Annotated in this window: 19 protein-coding genes; 13 read left to right on the plus strand and 6 right to left on the minus strand. The window is 44.1% G+C overall.

All coding sequences use genetic code 11. From position 1 onward, the window contains the following. Positions 1-58: 58 nt before the first annotated feature. Entirely contained in the window at positions 59-268 is a 210-nt protein-coding gene (locus AC0YN3_RS15450; RefSeq protein WP_475775918.1) for a hypothetical protein, read from the minus strand. Positions 269-557: 289 nt separating this feature from the next. Between AC0YN3_RS15450 and AC0YN3_RS15455 the strand changes: the two genes are divergently transcribed. The 7 genes from AC0YN3_RS15455 to AC0YN3_RS15485 all read left to right on the plus strand — a co-directional run bounded on the left by AC0YN3_RS15455 (position 558) and on the right by AC0YN3_RS15485 (position 7083). Beyond that, on the plus strand, positions 558-977 hold the full coding sequence (locus AC0YN3_RS15455; protein ID WP_183562755.1) for an RrF2 family transcriptional regulator: 420 nt from the start codon (positions 558-560) through the stop codon (positions 975-977). Positions 978-1050: 73 nt separating this feature from the next. Beyond that, positions 1051-1362 (plus strand): thioredoxin, encoded by a 312-nt coding sequence (trxA, locus tag AC0YN3_RS15460; protein ID WP_475775919.1) that lies wholly within the window; start codon positions 1051-1053, stop codon positions 1360-1362. A 269-nt stretch (positions 1363-1631) separates the two neighbouring features. Further along, complete coding sequence (locus tag AC0YN3_RS15465; protein ID WP_475775920.1) at positions 1632-2414, plus strand: glycosyltransferase family 2 protein; 783 nt, start codon at positions 1632-1634, stop codon at positions 2412-2414. Between the two features lie 60 nt (positions 2415-2474). After that, positions 2475-2819 (plus strand): DUF2304 domain-containing protein, encoded by a 345-nt coding sequence (locus AC0YN3_RS15470; RefSeq protein ID WP_183562751.1) that lies wholly within the window; start codon positions 2475-2477, stop codon positions 2817-2819. Beyond that, positions 2819-3163 carry an EamA family transporter gene (locus tag AC0YN3_RS15475; protein WP_475775921.1) on the plus strand — a complete coding sequence of 115 codons (345 nt, stop codon included), beginning with the start codon at positions 2819-2821 and terminating at the stop codon, positions 3161-3163. The genes AC0YN3_RS15470 and AC0YN3_RS15475 overlap by 1 nt, the downstream gene beginning before the upstream one ends. A 35-nt stretch (positions 3164-3198) precedes the next feature. Then, positions 3199-4458, plus strand: a complete 1260-nt coding sequence (locus AC0YN3_RS15480; RefSeq protein ID WP_475776090.1) for a phospholipid carrier-dependent glycosyltransferase — start codon at positions 3199-3201, stop codon at positions 4456-4458. Positions 4459-4701: 243 nt separating this feature from the next. Beyond that, positions 4702-7083 carry an S-layer homology domain-containing protein gene (locus AC0YN3_RS15485; RefSeq protein ID WP_475775922.1) on the plus strand — a complete coding sequence of 794 codons (2382 nt, stop codon included), beginning with the start codon at positions 4702-4704 and terminating at the stop codon, positions 7081-7083. Positions 7084-7199: 116 nt separating this feature from the next. Here AC0YN3_RS15485 and AC0YN3_RS15490 read toward each other — a convergent pair whose 3' ends face one another. After that, positions 7200-7343, minus strand: coding sequence for a hypothetical protein (locus tag AC0YN3_RS15490; protein WP_171056268.1), 144 nt, complete (start codon positions 7341-7343; stop codon positions 7200-7202). Between the two features lie 321 nt (positions 7344-7664). On the opposite strand from AC0YN3_RS15490, the gene AC0YN3_RS15495 reads away from it, so the two are divergent. From AC0YN3_RS15495 to AC0YN3_RS15505, 3 genes are read left to right on the plus strand one after another with little or no spacing between them, the layout of a single operon-like run. Further along, positions 7665-8396 (plus strand): TIGR04255 family protein, encoded by a 732-nt coding sequence (locus tag AC0YN3_RS15495; RefSeq protein ID WP_475775923.1) that lies wholly within the window; start codon positions 7665-7667, stop codon positions 8394-8396. After that, positions 8396-8902: a hypothetical protein gene (locus AC0YN3_RS15500; RefSeq protein WP_475775924.1), complete on the plus strand. Its 507-nt coding sequence runs from the start codon at positions 8396-8398 to the stop codon at positions 8900-8902. The genes AC0YN3_RS15495 and AC0YN3_RS15500 overlap by 1 nt, the downstream gene beginning before the upstream one ends. A 2-nt stretch (positions 8903-8904) precedes the next feature. Continuing rightward, a complete protein-coding gene (locus tag AC0YN3_RS15505; RefSeq protein WP_475775925.1) occupies positions 8905-9294 on the plus strand; it encodes a hypothetical protein in 390 nt (129 codons plus the stop codon). A 79-nt stretch (positions 9295-9373) separates the two neighbouring features. Here the strand turns inward: AC0YN3_RS15505 and AC0YN3_RS15510 are convergent, their stop codons facing one another. From AC0YN3_RS15510 to AC0YN3_RS15525, 4 genes are all read right to left on the minus strand, one after another. Continuing rightward, positions 9374-10837, minus strand: a complete 1464-nt coding sequence (locus tag AC0YN3_RS15510; RefSeq protein ID WP_475775926.1) for a recombinase family protein — start codon at positions 10835-10837, stop codon at positions 9374-9376. A 14-nt stretch (positions 10838-10851) separates the two neighbouring features. Beyond that, complete coding sequence (locus tag AC0YN3_RS15515; RefSeq protein ID WP_475775927.1) at positions 10852-11232, minus strand: hypothetical protein; 381 nt, start codon at positions 11230-11232, stop codon at positions 10852-10854. Beyond that, positions 11229-11855 carry an ImmA/IrrE family metallo-endopeptidase gene (locus AC0YN3_RS15520; RefSeq protein ID WP_475775928.1) on the minus strand — a complete coding sequence of 209 codons (627 nt, stop codon included), beginning with the start codon at positions 11853-11855 and terminating at the stop codon, positions 11229-11231. Before AC0YN3_RS15520 ends, AC0YN3_RS15515 begins: the two co-directional genes overlap by 4 nt. 77 nt (positions 11856-11932) lie before the next feature. Further along, on the minus strand, positions 11933-12340 hold the full coding sequence (locus tag AC0YN3_RS15525) for a helix-turn-helix domain-containing protein (RefSeq protein WP_475775929.1): 408 nt from the start codon (positions 12338-12340) through the stop codon (positions 11933-11935). 167 nt (positions 12341-12507) lie between these two features. On the opposite strand from AC0YN3_RS15525, the gene AC0YN3_RS15530 reads away from it, so the two are divergent. The 3 genes from AC0YN3_RS15530 (at position 12508) to AC0YN3_RS15540 (ending at position 13409) form a co-directional block, all read left to right on the plus strand. Beyond that, entirely contained in the window at positions 12508-12744 is a 237-nt protein-coding gene (locus tag AC0YN3_RS15530) for a helix-turn-helix domain-containing protein (RefSeq protein WP_475775930.1), read from the plus strand. Between the two features lie 65 nt (positions 12745-12809). Further along, positions 12810-12995 (plus strand): hypothetical protein, encoded by a 186-nt coding sequence (locus AC0YN3_RS15535; RefSeq protein ID WP_475775931.1) that lies wholly within the window; start codon positions 12810-12812, stop codon positions 12993-12995. Positions 12996-13157: 162 nt separating this feature from the next. Then, complete coding sequence (locus tag AC0YN3_RS15540; RefSeq protein WP_475775932.1) at positions 13158-13409, plus strand: helix-turn-helix domain-containing protein; 252 nt, start codon at positions 13158-13160, stop codon at positions 13407-13409. Positions 13410-13567 lie beyond the last annotated feature (158 nt).

Below are 13567 nucleotides of genomic sequence, written 5' to 3' on the forward strand. Positions count from 1 at the left end.
AAGCAGCGGCATTCGCTTAGAATGCCGCTGCTTGCGTTAGCTTTGCTGCGCGCCCGCATTAATGCTCCTCGTCAAACGCATCGAGCAGAACCTTTGCAAGATCGGCGTCCTTTTTAAGCACATGAATCCGTCTCAAGGAATTGCCTTCAATGGTAATTTTGGATTTCAATCCATTTGCCTTGAAGTGGGCCTCCAGCCGGTCAATAAGCTCCGCTCTGGCACCGCCTTCCGTACGAACGGGTATCCATCGATTCCAAAATAATGCCATTATGTGTCACCTCCTTAAAGTTTTACAATGTAAAACTAGTTTAGGAAGCATGTGCCTACCCGGCTTGCTGCGACCAAACCGAAAGAGGTAGCACTATTCATATTTATTCGGAGAGAGCGCTCAAACATGACTGCGCTCCAAAAAAATGTTGCGTTTCCGATCCAGAAATTGAGCGGGATAGCGGAATGATTCCCTCCGCATGCTAAGAAAGCGAATTGGCGTCCTGTCTATTGACAACTTTAACTGTAACTGATAAAATTACAGTACAAAGCAGGGAGGCCCTTAAACAGTGAACAGCGAATTTACGATTGCCGTACACAGTCTCGTTTACTTGGCTTATTTACCGGATAGGATGGCTAGCAGCGATATGATTGCCGACAATGTTGGCACGCACTCTGCTCGCGTCAGGAAGGTAATGGGTGGTTTGCGACGCAGCGGATATGTGGATACACGCGAAGGATCGGGAGGCGGCTATAGGCTGACGATTGATCCGAATGTGGTAACATTGGCTGATATTTATCGAGTAATGGCACAAGGCTCGCTTATTCCGAGCTGGTGCTCGGGCAATCCAGAGATGGATTGCGTCGTGGGATCGAATATGAATCAGGTAATGTTCGGTATATTTTGCACGGCGGAGAAGCAGCTGGAGAGCCATTTCAGCGCGATAACGATTCAGGACGTGTTGAAACAAATTCACGCTTGCGAATAGCGAATCGCGTTTCAACAAGCGGTGAGACGGGTATTCCCTTTATCATACACATTGTTTAGAGAGGATGATTGAAATGGCAGTAGCATTGACGAAAGAAAACTTTAACGAGAGCATTCAAAACGGCGTTTCCCTTGTGGATTTCTGGGCACCTTGGTGCGGACCTTGCAAAACGCAGCTTCCAATCGTAGAGGAGCTCTCCACTGAGCTTGAAGGTCAAGCCGTAATCGCAAAAATCAACGTGGATGAGCAGCCTGAGCTCGCTTCCCAATTCGGCGTAATGAGCATACCGACTTTGATTCTTTTCAAAGATGGCCAACCCGTTGACAAAATGGTCGGCGTTCAAAGCAAAGATGCTTTGAAAGCGAAAATTTCCGGTCAGCTATAAGCAACTTTTTCCAATTGAATATCGTCTAAATATCGTCTGGTATCAGCCAATGGCTGCTCATCAGGCGATATTTTTTTCATGGATAGCATTTGTCTACCAAACATAAATTACTATTTTTGTTAACTAAAGGCCGATAAAAAGGCTTGAAATGCACATATTTTACACAAATTCACAATCGTATCGGTTGCTTTCTAATAGAGTTGTTAGTAGAATTGAACTAATTGTGCGCATTAGCGTACTCAAACTTTGATTTATGGAGTGGTGATGAAGTGAACGCAGTCATGACGAAAAAGGACAGCAAGATTACCGGAGAGTCTCTGCGGCAAGGGTTGACGTCTTCAAAAATATTGATCATTATTCCGGCTTATAATGAGGAACACAGCATAAGCCATGTGATTCAAGATGTGAAGATGCATTGCCCGTCTGCGCACATATTAGTCATCAATGACGGCTCGAAGGACCGTACCCGTGAAGTAGCGGAGGCAAACGGCGCGGCTGTCATCACACTTCCAACGAATTTGGGTATAGGCGGCGCCATGCAGACCGGATATCGTTATGCACATCGTTACGGCTTCGATGTTGCGGTTCAAGTAGACGGAGACGGACAGCATAAAGCGGAGCAGCTGCATCTTATTTTGGACCCGGTGCTTAATGGGAAAGCTGATTTGGCGATCGGCTCCAGGTTTATCGAGCAAACGGGCTTCCTTTCCTCGGCATCGCGGAGAGCAGGCATCAAGATCTTGTCCACCATCGTCAGCGCGATGACGCATAAACGCGTGCTGGATGTGACATCGGGCTTCAGGGCAGCCAACAAACGGGCAATCGCGGTATTCCAAAGCGATTACGCAACGGACTATCCGGAAGTGGACTCCATTGTGCTGATTCACCGCAGCGGTCTGCGCACCAGCGAGGTTGCTGTCGTGATGGACGCGCGCACGGGAGGCACTTCATCAATAAATGCCGTTCGTTCGGTGTATTATATGGTAAAGGTTACGCTGTCGCTGTTCATTCGCAGCTTGAAGGCAACAAAGCCGGTAGAAGTTCAATCATAAAGATCCTAGAAGCTGCGAAGCTTCAATACAAGGTCGTGATAGCTTGAAGGAGGATACACCATGCAAGCCTTGTGGATTATCACAAGCGTTGTTTTTTTGTTTGTACTTATCATGTTGATTAACCGTCGGCTTCTGCGCGAGCAGTATTCGATGCTGTGGCTGTTGTTCGGCGTAGTTATGCTTATTTTATCAGTCCGCGTACAGATCATTGACGCATTGGCGGATGCGGTAGGAATCGATTACGCGCCGGCGCTGCTCTTTTTAGTTGGCATTTTGTTTTGCATCGCGCTCATTCTGCATCTTACGGTCATCGTATCGAAGCTGTCCGAGAAGGTCATTCGCCTTACGCAGGAGCTTGGCATTCTGCACCATGAATTGCATGAACGCAAAAGGTCGGATTCCTAATGGCATATATCGTATTGTTTTTAAACATTTTGCTGCTTGTTTCGGGACAGCTCCTATGGAAAACAGGAATGAACAAGCTGGACACGGCCAAAGGGGATTCGTGGGTATCGCTACTGTGGTCGCCGCATATATGGTCAGGGCTCGTATTATACGGTATCGCTACCGTAATGTGGCTTTACGTGCTGAAGAAGCTGCCGCTTAGTTTGGCTTATCCGCTGCAAAGCTTGGCTTATGTTATTGCTTTGATTGCAGCTGTATTTATATTTCATGAAACAGTGCCGCTGCAGCGTTGGATCGGCGTTGCCATCATTTTGGCAGGGGTAATCGTACTTGCTTGGAAATAAGCTGTTCGGGGCATAGAGGAGGATTTACGGATTTGGTGGAATGGGTTAGGAAAAACAAAGCGTGGACGATTGCGATCGTTCTTATTTTTCTGCTTGCAGGCTGGTTGAGAGCGGATTTTCTTACTTCGGTAAAGCATACCGTATCTCATGATACCAAGTATTATGACGAGATGGTGCATCGGCTGATCGACAAGGGGATATATGGCTACAAGGAAGAGGTTTCGAATGCAAGGGTAACGCCTGGTTATCCGTTGTTCATGGCGGGTACTTATCTGCTTGCCGACGCCTTGAATGCCGAGCCTTATCCGTTAATTAGATGGATTCAGCTTCTCGTGAGCGTAGCCACATTAGCGCTGATCTATCTCATTGCCATGCTGGCTACGCGCAATAAATGGGTAGCGATGCTGTCTATTATTATCGGAGCGGTGTATCATCCCTTCATTTGGGCGACAGGCGCCGTGCTGACCGAGACGCTTGCTTTATTTTTCTTAATGGCCTATCTAGCCATGCAGCTCTATGCTTTCCGTACGGAGCGAAAGCGTGACGCGGCGCTTGCGGGTGTCCTGCTCGGATTGACCGTGCTTGTGCGTGCCGAATTCCTTCCGCTATTCGTACCGCTTTATGGCGTATTCCTGCTTCAGCAATGGTTCAGACGCCGTTCTGGACTGATGGAAGCGACAAGATCGAAATGGGAAGTTGCCAAAAAAGTGGTTCTGCTCGGAGTCATTACGGGTCTTTGTGTGACGGCAACGATGCTTCCATGGTGGATACGCAACGCAGTAACCTTGCATGAATTCGTGCTTACGGCTTCGCAATCGAATCCGTTTAAAGCAGGTACATATCCGAATAAGGATTATTTGGACAAAATCATCGATCCAACGGGCCTGACTCAGGATGAGGTGGCTTGGGCGAGGATTAAAGCGGGATTCACGCAGCAAACCTGGAAGTACGTGAAATGGTACACGGTAGGCAAGCTTGAATATACGTACAACCGGATGTTTTTCGGTTCCGGCCATGAGCCGGGGTTCACGGTGTACCCGAAAGGCCATAACTTCCATCAGCTGATTGTATACAGCAGCCTTATTCCGCTTCTGTTCCTGCTATGGCGCTGGAGGCATCCCGCGGCCATGCTGGCGGTAGTCATTGTCATTATGTCTTTGATCAGGCTGCTGTTTGTGCCAGAATACCGATACAACTTCACGGTTATGCCGTTGTTTATCATTTTATCGAGCTGGCTTGCCGTCTACCTCCTGCAGCGGATCAAAAATGCGTTCAGGCGAGGGAAAGCAGCTTAGCTGTGCAAGTCACGTTATTGGAGAAGACTGCTGACGGACATGAGTTCGCCGGCAGTCTTTTTTTAACGTATAAGACTTTATATGATTCACGCGATAAAGTATTCTTCTAATTTTACGAGAAACGGATACCATCCTCTTGCAGAGGATGGCTAAGCCGTTTCTTCTTTACATTTTTTGCAACTTTCGGCATGTCTAATGCGTCTAATTTATGAATAAATTGGAAGACCATTGGAGGGTGAAGCAGTGAGGAACGATAAACGGAAGAAGCTCGCGGTGTTGCTGTCCGCAGCTATGCTCATGAGCGTATTGCCTGCTTCGGCGTTCGCCGATAGCAATCGTGCATCTGCGGATTGGAGCAAGCTGGCAGAAACAGCCCCTGCGTCGGGAGGAGTTACGATGGTTGAAGGCAGTACGGGTTCGGTTGATGTGGCTATAACCAAGAGCAAGGCCGAGGCGCTTGCGAGACAGTATGTAAGCATTCCGAAGGAATATGTGCTTCAAGGCGCTAACCTTTCCATGGAGCTGCTGGCTAGCGGCAAGCGCAATACCTGGGGATTGGATTTCGTGAAAAAAGCAAACGGCAAGCATTTGGGAAGCGTTTACGTAAGAATCCATGCGGATAGCGGCCAATTGCTTGAGTTCAGCTCATACAGCGACAATGCCTCTTCCAAGCCGTCCTATCCGCTTAAGGTTGAGCGGGATGATGCGCAGCAGATCGCACTCCGTTTTATTCAAACCATAGCAGCTGACTACAAAGACAGCATTCGATATAACCCGGAATACGGCCTGCAGCTGCTGCCTCCGCTGACAGGAGAGGTGCTGCATACGCTCCGATACGACCGGATGGTTAATGGGATTCCTTATGTAGACAACTACATCGAGCTTGAGGTGGACAGCGAGGGACATGTTAGGCGGTACTCGCTGCAATGGGATAATACCATTGTGTTCCCGAAGATCGATGCGATGCTGACGGCTGAACAAGCGGACGCAAAGCTTCGCGCCGCAGCTGCTCCGCAGCTTGCCTACATCGTCCCATACAATGCGCAGGGCAAAAAGACGCCGAAGCTGAGCTATGAGCTGCTGCCAATTGCCATCGATGCAGCCACTGGCGAGCTTAAAGGCAATGGTAATTTGAATACGTATAGAGCAGGCGTGGTTTCTGTTACCCCGCTTACGGAGAAACCTGCGGGCGAAGAGCCAAAGTCAGGAACCATAACCGAGAAGCAGGCGGCAGAAGCTGTGAAAGCGGCGTTCAAGCTGCCTGCCGAAGCAGAGCTGAACGGCTCTAACTATAATGAGCAAACGAATGAAGGCACGGGCAGAGCGGAAGCCTTCTGGAACTTAAATTGGACGTTCAAGAAGGACGGCAAAGAGACGGGCTCCGCCTCGGCATCTGTTGATGGACATACGGGGTCGATCCGGAGCTTCAATACCTATGCATACATTGACCAGGGGCAGGCTAATACTCCCCAGGTTCCGCTGGAGCAGGCTTCTGCGCTCGCGATTGAAACGGTTAAGAAGCAATTGCCGTGGCTAACCGACGAATTGTATTTTATCAAGCCGGATCCCAAGCAGTATGAAGACATGAAGCGTAATGGAAACGGACGTTTTTACTTTAACTTTGTGCACAAGATCCATGGTGCAGTCATCGAGTATGACAGCATCAACGTGACGATTGACTCCAGTACCGGCGAAGTGGTGAACTACGACGCTTATCTAACCGGCTACGAATATCCTGCGAAGGCACCTGCTGTCATTGAAAAGGATAAAGCTATTGCGGCATGGCTCGATTATTATCGGACGCAGCTGACGTATCGCCTCGTGCAGCAGTTTTCTTGGAACGGGCAGCCGCTTCCGATCGAGAAATATAAGCTGATGCTTGCTGCAGGAGAGATTAAGGGCGATGAAGTCAAGGCGGTTACCGAAGCCGAGCTCGTGTATCAGCTTGTCCCCCGTCTAATTGACGAAGCGCTGTTTCTTGATGCGGAGACCGGGGGCTGGCGCAACCGTGAAACCGGCGAGTCCACCCAGCTTGAGAAGCCGAAGGCGAAGGATATTGAGGGCCACTGGGCGCAGCGCCAGCTGGAGCTGATGGTTGCCTATAAAGCACTCGATGTCAAAAATGGCGAGGTTCGCCCGAATGAAGCGGTAACTCGCGGCGAATTGATCAAAATGCTGGTGCTTGCCAGAAGCAGCGGGATCTCCCCGGTAATGGCATCAGCAGATCGCTTGTCAGGCAAAGCTTCCTTTAATGACGTCGCGGCAGACTCCAGCTATTTCGTTTATGTTGAATCGGCACTCGAGCAAAATTTAATTGACGTTGGCGACGGTTCTTTTAATCCAAGCGGCAAGGTTTCACGCGATGAGATGGCTGAGCTGATCGTCCGCGCGCTTGGTTACAACGCGCTTGCGAATTACGATCATATTTTTAAAGCCTCGTTTAAGGATTCCGCTCAAATCGAGAATAAAGGGCAGGCGGCAATTGTTGTCGGCCTTCAAATCATGAGCCTGGCTGACGGCAAGTTTCTGCCGAAGAAGCAGGTTACGCGAGGGGAAGCCTCGGTCGCCTTCTTCCGGTATTTGCAGTCGCGCGCGGAATTGAAGGAAGCGCCGATCAGAATGTAAGCAAGCAGAAAACCGAAAGGCCCGAAGATGTAAGCGAGTAGGCAAGCGAAAGGCCCGAAGCCCGTCGATAGCAGAATCGCGGGTTTCGGGCTTATTTGTGGTTGGAAGAGTAATGGTTAATCGGTTTTCTTTTTATCCGCCGTAAAGTTGGACGTGGATTTGGTATCTTCTATCGTATCGTTGACGAAGGCCATATCTTGATTCTTGGCTTTCATATTCGTCGTGCCGGTATAATTCCCCTTGTGCTTCTTGTTTTCCATGTGATCACCTCCCAGATTCTCAGTCGCTTGGATAGGCTTGCGTGCACTGCCGCTTACGTAGTATTGCCGCCGCGGCGCTAATCATTCCAGCGGGTTACACTTTCAATGTAGGTGCTGCTGGGGTATAATAGCTGGAGTTGTTTACTTTCGGGAAAATAGGGGTGTCTTATCGCATGGCATTGAAAGCTGGAATCGTAGGTCTACCTACTATCCTGCAAGAGATGCAGAACATTTTCAAAATGTTTCCTTTTTTATTGATACTTTCTAGAGTTGTGGGATATACTTGACATATATAAGTTTGGGAAGAGGGGAAAAGAAACAATGTCCCGGAATAGATATAATAACCCACCATTATTGGAGGCAATTTGTGAGTTCCAATTTGATCCCGGTCTTGAATGGGATGATGCAATTCCTGGTTTAATTTATGAGGAACTGAAAGCTGAATATCCTAAGCGAAAACAAACCAAAGCATACGCTCTCGGTGTGGAAGTAGAAACTACAGGAGTTCAACAAAACGTTATTGTTACAGATAGAATCCAGTTTATCAATGATGATCAGAATTTGATTGTCCAAATTAGTCCTGACTTTTTATCGATAAATCACGTGAAGCCATACACTTCATGGGAAAACTATTTCCAAGTTATCGATTCTGTACTAACTGCATATAAAAGGATAGCAGAACCAAGCAAAGTGAAACAATCATCCTTGAGGTACATTAATCTCATTCCGATACCCGATGCTGAAGTAACAGAAGAAGTTGAACTTTCAGATTATCTTAATTTCTATCCATTTATAGGTGATCAAATGCCACAAACATACGATTCCTTTGCAATGGGAGTTCAAATTCCTTTTGAGGGAAAAGAAGATAAACTAAAGCTTCAATTGTCTAGTCATGAAGATAATGTAGTTTTTGATTTCCAGTACACTATCTTCAATCAAGAGTTTGATGATCTCTTTGTAGTACTTGCCCAAGCGCATGATAGTATTGAAGATGCATTCGAAGCAAGTGTCAAAGAAGCGCTCAGATCAACCTTTGAGGTGGTGGAGTCATAATGACTGTTCTCGATAATTTATACAATTCTCCGCTAAGTCTAACACCATTCCTTTCATGGGAACGCATTAAAGTCGTAACAAGTAATGCTTCTAGAAAAGTATTATCGGTTACATCATCTGCACTAAGTTTGAAAGAAATTGAAGCTGTTAGACCAAGTGTTTTTTTTGAACAAGACGCAATGATTGACATGTTACATTACATTTTCGATATTAATGAAAATGATTCAGTTATAAAGTTTGTGAAATCTAATACATATTTAATGCCTTTGCTATTTGAAGCTTCTATAAAAATCAGAAAAATCTTTGGTAATAATAAATTGCAGTTGAGAATAATTAGGGATGCAGATACCTTAAAGCCTAATAAATTATTCTTATACATTTGTGTTGATCAAAATTCTAATATTGATAATGCATTGAATTTACTCGATCGATTGGATGAAGAATGGTGGATTCAAAAATCCGTTGATGCGAATTTTAAAATGAACATTGACTTGGAATTCGTGTGATTATGTTTGATTGGGATAAGTTCCGTGAGCTAGCTGTCGCTTTGTCGCAAAATCAAAATGAGGAATATAAACGTTCTGCAATAAGTCGAGCTTACTATGGCGCTTTTATCGTTTGTCGAAATAATGTAAACGAGTTTTATAAGCAGAGAGAACTTCCCCAACCCAAGTCTAAAGAAAGTGTTCATAAGGTTACATGGGAATGGTATTTTTCTGCTTATGGGAAAAATAATCAGATAGCTCAAAAAATTAGCATCATGGGTGATCGACTCAAGACATCTAGAACGAAAGCCGATTATGATAATATTGTGAATGGTTTAGATGCTTTAACAAAGAAAGCAATAAGAGATGCTGACGAGATTTGTGGGCTAATTACACAGCTTAATAAAAAGTAATGCAGGTAACTAAGCAATCATAAAATCAAATAAATGAAGAAAAGAGTAACGAATTTATAATCGTTACTCTTTTCTTCGTTTAAGAAGGTAACCAAGTAATTTCAACCGCTTCACCATCGTATATTACGATTTTTTGAACTAATTGTCTTATTGCTTGTTTACTTTTAAGTCGGTCCTCACTCGATACCTCTCCGAGAAGTCTTTGCGCATTATGGCGAACTCTCTCTTGCACCTTATCGGCTTCACCCTCTTCTAATTCATCTAATACTACCTGAAGCTTTGATCGCTCTTCGTCTATGCGAGCTCTAGCGAGCTTTAAATCGTGTTTTGAGATCAGATCTTCCTCATATGCCTCTATCTGCTTTTGCATGCGCTTATCGAGCTTTTTGAGGCGTGAGAGCACTACTTCACGCTCAAGCGTAGAATGATTTTCTTTTTTTGCGACTACTATTTTTAGTGTTTTTGGGGAAGTTAATAATGCGAGCTCATTAATTGCTTGTATAATGCCGTTTTCAATTTCATCTCTAACTACATAATGATGAAAACAGTTTGCCTTTTTTAAATACCCATCACACAAGTACCTATAACGAACAGTTTCTTTATTCTTTTGTTTCGAGAAGCTCTTAGAAATCTTGCCATTCATTTTGGCCTTGCAATGTCCACATACAACTAATCCTGATAGTAAGTACCGGTCATCACTGAGATACCTTCCCACAGTTTTACGGGCTGCAAACATTTCCTGTAGTTGAAAAAAAGTTTCATCATCTAAGATTGCTTCATGATGTTCAAATATTCTTATCCATTCTTCTTCAGGACGAGTAATGACCTTGGTTCCCTTTTTATATGTTTTGTTATATACGAATCGACCAATTAATGTTTCTCGCTGGAACAGCTCTCTCACAATTTTATCATGCCACTCGTTACCTTGTTTCGTATACAAACCCATGGCATTCATCTTTTTTGCAACTGTTCGAGAACCTTCGCCAGCCAGTAACCAATCTGCCATCATCTGTGTATGAATTGATTCTTCGATATTTGGTAACATCACACCATCAATCACATCATATCCGTAACAAGGGCGTGTAATGATTTTTTCACCCTTTTTTGCGATTGAAAACATAGTATTCTTAACATTCTCGCTAGTCCGTTCACGTTCAAATTCAGCAAAGGAACCCAACAGCTGCAAAGTCAATCTGCCAGAAGGAGTAGACGTATCAAAGCTCTCGCTGGCTGATACGAATTGGCAATCAAATTTGTCGAGATAGTCAATTGTATTCAGTACATCGAGCAACTTACGACTTAGTCGGTCAAGCTTTGTAGTGATTAAGCGGTTATATTTCTTATTCTTTATATCGCCAAGCATTCTTGTAAGTGCGGGCCGCCGCATATTTTTAGCGCTTATACCATCGTCCTCAAAAAATACAGGCTCAGGCCAACCCATTGCCACAGAGTAGGCCTTAAGGCGTTCTCGTTGTTCAGGCAAGCTATTTCCACGATCTACTTGCTCATCAGTACTCACTCGTATATAAGCAGCTATGTTCAATAGTTATTCTCCTCTCAGTCCCAATGCAAAACAGATCTAACTTCACATTGCAGTGTGTCTTCGATATCAGATAATCGAAGTATAAGGCGTTCAATTTGTTTTATATTAAATAGCTCTTCATCCGGAAATACGGCGCGTATGTACATTTCAAGTGTTGGCAGGTGGATTCCAAAGAGCAGAGGCAAATCAGGGCGCAACACATAAGCGTGTGCAGGTACAGCTAGAGCAATAATGTCATTATCTAATTCAAAAGTTGTCATTCGTTCAAACGGAGTTTCTATATTTATGAGTAATGTTTTCGACCAATCTAAATCAGATGAATAATAGATCATTGAGACAGGAAATAGATTACCTTCATAACCATCTTCCTCATAAACTACTGATATTCCGCTCATCTCAAACCTCTCTCTCTTTTCAACTCGAGCTGCTGGTTTAGTTGATTTAAAATCCGATTAGTTTCATCAGTGTATTCGTATCGGGCAGCTGTTGGCGACATTCTAGCTTTGAAATTCCTATCACTGCGCTCCTGGGCGATTCTGCCCATTATTTGTTTCACTCGTTTTTCAACGAAGCTTATAGGCAGTATGAATGCGTCAGATAAAGCCTTAATATAATTTGACCAATCCTGCGTCGGTTTAAAATCTTCCAACATGTAAGCTGGCATAGCTGAAAATAATTGGAACTGGCCTGCTTGGGCTTCTTGGAGCCTTTGAAATAGTTGTGGCATTAATTGGTCTTGTATACCAACGTGTCTCAAAGGATGGCACAGCTCGTGGAAAAACATCGTCCTCCGCATCTTCTCCGTCATGAATTTATTAAAAAACATAAAAGAATAACCCTCTTCCTCCCATTGTGCAAAAGATGGACCATCGTAAAGTTTAACTTCAATTCCAAATATTTCAGCAACATTCTCTATAGTTAAATCCCCTGAAGTGAGGATGCCATGAGCTCTATATTTGTCGCTTATCCAAACTTCTAAATCGGATGGTTTATATAATTTTAAATTGAATATGTACAACAGAACCCCTCCAAATGCAAACGTATGTTCTATTTTATGTGTAAAAATAATAGCCCTATTCAAAATGGGCTATTTTTTTATTTATCATTCTTTTTTTCTTGCGTCTTTCTATAAGCCTTTATGGCGGCTTCGGCAGCTGCTCTAGCAATGTCTAACTCTTCCTCGGTATATTTCTCAGCTCCACCAAAGAATGCTCGACCTACATTAGTCTCGTAATCAGTGCCTTGGTTTTTAATTCCTTCATTTTGTTTATCTTTGTTAGCTACAGATGAGTGATCAGAGTCGGACTCGTCACTTCTCCCCAAAAGGTAATCAGTCGAAACATTTAAAACAACCGCTAAATCGATAAGCATGTCATTAGATGGCGTGCTATATCCAGTTTCATAATTCGATATAGTCGTTTTCTTTGTCTGGACTTTAATTGCGAGTTCCTCTTGAGTGAGTTTTTTACTCCTCCTGACTTCACGCAGTCGCTGAGCAAACATATACAACGCCTCTTCTCTAGGACTTAGAAAGTTCAAAATAATTGTACTATACAGGCGCTATATATAAAACAAAGTCCAAAATAATCATACTTTTTTATTGACATCCAAGTAATTTGGACTTATCATGGATTTATCGGTACAAGATATTTGGACAAGGCGGTGAGAGATTGAAGAACGCAAAGTTAGTAGAAGCCCGTAAAATAAAAAAATTCACACAAGAAAAGCTAGCTCAGTTAATGAAATGTAAGAAATCCTCTATTAGTAATTGGGAGAATGGGCATTCAGTTCCTAAATTAGCTGACGCATTAAAGCTTTCAGAAATATTGGGTAAGGAACCGGCAATCTTATTTTCAGGTCTAATAGTCCAAGAATCTCATACAGACGCCTCGGAAATGGGTGCGTAGGTGCAGCGTGAATAGTAGCATTTTTGAATTCACGGCAGACATTTCTGATGAAAGGATGATCCTCCATGAACACTCTAAGAAAAAAAGAAAGACCACCACTAAAAATTGTTGCTCATTATATGTATGATCCATCAAGTGTTGATGAGCGAGTGCCTTGCAACCCAAAAGAACATCCACATTTGGTTAAACGAGCTGCAGAGCTGATTGCATTCATTGAGACTGGGCAAGTGTACAGAGTTGTAGAAGAGTGACATCTAAAAAATAGCCGGCACGAAATTGTGCCGGATAGGATGAGGGGAACGTTGGCAATGCAGATAATTGGTATATCTGCATTATAAGGCTATCAATCAGTAATGAGATTCCAATTGGGAATATATTCCCAATTGGAATTGACGGAAGGGGGTGTGATTTACATGACTGCCGGTACTTTATTAAAGCACTGTAGGGAAAAGGCTGGTATCAGCCAAGTGAAGTTAGCAAGGTTACTAAATAGAACACAATCAAGCATAAGCAAGCTTGAGAAAGATCAGAATCCGGTGGATGTAGCAACATTTAGAGATTGGACGAAGATAACGAACCAGGTGGAAGCAGGCATCGCATTTTTATACGGAGTAGATCCAGCGTCTATTTTACAAACTGTATTACAGATTTCTGGAGCAGCTTAATTAGGAGGGACAATCTATATGACACTTGAGACATTAGCGCGGCTTTGGTTTGACAAGAGTCCGTTGCAACATGGGGTAATCGTTAAAAATTTGGTTCGCAGTTCAAGAAATGAAAAATGATCACTCCGGATTAGGCCCCGAAGCGATCATGCACTCAA

The sequence above is a fragment of the Paenibacillus sp. J22R232 genome (assembly GCF_056269165.1).

Excerpts from the sequence above, each read along its gene's own strand:
- AC0YN3_RS15450 (WP_475775918.1), bottom strand. The coding sequence starts at position 268 with ATGGCATTATTTTGGAATCGATGGATACCCGTTCGTACGGAAGGCGGT.
- trxA (WP_475775919.1), top strand. The coding sequence starts at position 1,051 with ATGGCAGTAGCATTGACGAAAGAAAACTTTAACGAGAGCATTCAAAAC.
- AC0YN3_RS15470 (WP_183562751.1), top strand. The coding sequence starts at position 2,475 with ATGCAAGCCTTGTGGATTATCACAAGCGTTGTTTTTTTGTTTGTACTT.
- AC0YN3_RS15475 (WP_475775921.1), top strand. The coding sequence starts at position 2,819 with ATGGCATATATCGTATTGTTTTTAAACATTTTGCTGCTTGTTTCGGGA.
- AC0YN3_RS15490 (WP_171056268.1), bottom strand. The coding sequence starts at position 7,343 with ATGGAAAACAAGAAGCACAAGGGGAATTATACCGGCACGACGAATATG.
- AC0YN3_RS15495 (WP_475775923.1), top strand. The coding sequence starts at position 7,665 with ATGTCCCGGAATAGATATAATAACCCACCATTATTGGAGGCAATTTGT.
- AC0YN3_RS15500 (WP_475775924.1), top strand. The coding sequence starts at position 8,396 with ATGACTGTTCTCGATAATTTATACAATTCTCCGCTAAGTCTAACACCA.
- AC0YN3_RS15505 (WP_475775925.1), top strand. The coding sequence starts at position 8,905 with ATGTTTGATTGGGATAAGTTCCGTGAGCTAGCTGTCGCTTTGTCGCAA.
- AC0YN3_RS15515 (WP_475775927.1), bottom strand. The coding sequence starts at position 11,232 with ATGAGCGGAATATCAGTAGTTTATGAGGAAGATGGTTATGAAGGTAAT.
- AC0YN3_RS15525 (WP_475775929.1), bottom strand. The coding sequence starts at position 12,340 with ATGTTTGCTCAGCGACTGCGTGAAGTCAGGAGGAGTAAAAAACTCACT.
- AC0YN3_RS15535 (WP_475775931.1), top strand. The coding sequence starts at position 12,810 with ATGAACACTCTAAGAAAAAAAGAAAGACCACCACTAAAAATTGTTGCT.
- AC0YN3_RS15540 (WP_475775932.1), top strand. The coding sequence starts at position 13,158 with ATGACTGCCGGTACTTTATTAAAGCACTGTAGGGAAAAGGCTGGTATC.